Source organism: Methanobrevibacter sp., assembly GCF_045116495.1.
In the GTDB taxonomy this organism is placed as follows: Archaea; Methanobacteriota; Methanobacteria; order Methanobacteriales; family Methanobacteriaceae; genus Methanocatella.
Window position 1 is genome coordinate 1 of the sequence record NZ_JBGULU010000164.1, and the last position, 2,335, is coordinate 2,335.

General features: G+C 36.6%; 4 protein-coding genes. All 4 read left to right on the plus strand.

The window, feature by feature from the left end; genetic code table 11:
* The first annotated feature begins 24 nt into the window (after positions 1-24).
* Positions 25-750, plus strand: coding sequence for a 50S ribosomal protein L2 (locus tag ACJMLH_RS08725; RefSeq protein ID WP_405276771.1), 726 nt, complete (start codon positions 25-27; stop codon positions 748-750).
* Between the two features lie 15 nt (positions 751-765).
* Entirely contained in the window at positions 766-1,176 is a 411-nt protein-coding gene (gene rpsS, locus ACJMLH_RS08730; RefSeq protein WP_292740355.1) for a 30S ribosomal protein S19, read from the plus strand.
* 12 nt (positions 1,177-1,188) lie between these two features.
* Entirely contained in the window at positions 1,189-1,653 is a 465-nt protein-coding gene (locus tag ACJMLH_RS08735; protein WP_405276774.1) for a 50S ribosomal protein L22, read from the plus strand.
* The coding region (locus tag ACJMLH_RS08740; protein WP_405276776.1) for a 30S ribosomal protein S3 at positions 1,653-2,335 on the plus strand (683 nt) is incomplete at its 3' end. The genes ACJMLH_RS08735 and ACJMLH_RS08740, both read left to right, overlap by 1 nt.

Sequence of the window (2,335 nt, forward strand, 5' to 3'; positions counted from 1 at the left end):
GGAGTATTCTAAGGAGGAATTATAATGGGAAAACGATTAATTCATCAAAGAAGAGGTAGAGGAACTCCTGCACACCGTGTTGCTTCTCATCGTTTTAAAGATAAAATCAAATACAGATCTTACGATGCATTAGAAAAAGAAGGTAGTATTAAAGGTAAAGTCATTGATATTGTACATGACCCAGCAAGAACCGCTCCTATTGCAGAAGTAAAATTCGAAAATGGTGAAAAGAAATTTATCTTAGCACCTGAAAGCATTCAAGTCGATGATGAAATTGAATGTGGTATTTCTGCACCTATCAAATTCGGTAACACATTACCGCTTGCTGAAATTCCTGAAGGTACTCCAGTATATGATATTGAAAACACTCCTGGAGACGGAGGTCGTTTTGTAAGATCTTCTGGAACTTATGCTTCTGTTGTTACTCATGATGCAAATCAAACTGTTGTCGAATTACCATCTGGGGAATTAAAATACTTAAATCCTAAATGCCGTGCTAGTATTGGTGTAGTAGCTGGTGGAGGAAGAAAAGATAAACCATTCCTTAAAGCTGGTAAAAAATGGCATGCTTATAAAGCTAAAGGTAAGAAATTCATGACTGTAAGAGGAGTTGCAATGAACGCTGTAGATCACCCTCACGGGGGAGGTAACAGACAACATCCTGGTCGTCCTACTACTGTTTCAAGACACGCACCAGCAGGAAGAAAAGTTGGTTCAATTGCAGCTAGAAGAACTGGTTTAAAAAGATAGATAGAGGGTGTTTCATTGGCAAGAAAAATATTTAAATATAAAGGTTATACTCTTGAAGAATTACAAGCAATGTCTTTAGAGGAAGTAATGGAATTATTCCCTGCAAGACAAAGAAGATCTTTAAAGAGAGGATTCTTACCAAGACAACAAATTGTTTTGGATAAAATGAGAAAGTTGAATAAAGAAGGAACTAAAGATGGTCGTCCTGTTGTAATTAGGACCCACTGTAGAGACATGATTGTTATACCTGAAATGGTTGGAACCACTTTCGGTATTTATGATGGTCAAAATTTTGTAGAAGTAACTATTGCGCCTGAAATGATTGGTCATTACTTTGGTGAATACGCACCAACCAGAAAAAGAGTCCAACACGGAGACCCTGGTATGGGAGCTACAAGATCATCCATGTTCGTACCACTTAAATAAGGAGATTAAAACATGGCTAACAAATATGCTTATAATAATGATGTTGATGAAGCAAAAACTGCACGTGCTATGGCAAAATCCCTTAAGATTTCTCCAAAACACAGTGTTGAGATTTGCAGAGCAATAAGAGGAATGGAAGTAGTTAAAGCTAAAGCTTACTTAGAAGATGTTATTGATATGAAAAAATCTGTTCCTTTCAAAAGACACAACAGAAAAGTTGGTCACAGAAGAGGACAAGACGGCTGGCCTATTGGTAGATACCCTGTAAAAGCAGCAGCACAAATCTTAAAAGTTTTAGAAAATGCTGAAGCAAATGCAGAGTACAAAGGTATGGACACTGAAAAATTATTCATTGAACATATTTCATCTCATAAAGGTGTAGTAATCCCTGGTTATAGGCCAAGAGCATTCGGTAGAATGACTCCATTCAATACCCCAACTACTCATATTCAAATTGTATTACAGGAGGCTAACTAATGATAGAAAAAGATTTCGTTCAAGAAGGCCTTAGAAGAACTAGAATTGACGAATACTTAGAAAAAGAACTTGAAAGAGCTGGATACGGTGGTATGGACGTTCAAATCACACCTTTAGGTACCATGGTTGTAGTTTACGCAGAAAGACCTGGTATGGTAATTGGTAGAGGTGGAAAAAATGTCAGAGCTATTACCAACACTCTTAAAACTGAATTTGGATTAGATAATCCTCAAATTGAAGTTAAAGAAGTGGATGTTCCAGAACTTAACCCTAAAATCATGGCTTACAAAGTAGCTAATATGTTACAAAGGGGTATGCAATTCAGAAGAGTAGCTTATTCCACTATCCGTAGAATTATGGGTGCTGGTGCTCAAGGTGTAGAAATTACTATTTCTGGTAAAATCAGAGGTTCTAGATCTGCTGTAGCTAAATTTGTAGAAGGATACATTAAAAAATGTGGAGAACCTTCAATCAGGTTAGTTGAAGAAGGTTTTGCTACAGTTCAATTAAAACCTGGTGTATTAGGTATTTATGTTAGAATTATGCCGCCAGATACAGTATTACCTGATTCCGTTGAAATTCTTCCTCCTAAAGTAATCATCGAAGAAGAAGATGGTGAAGTTATTGAAGAAGAAATCGATGTTGAAACCGAAGAAATCATCGAAGAAGAGATTATTGAGGA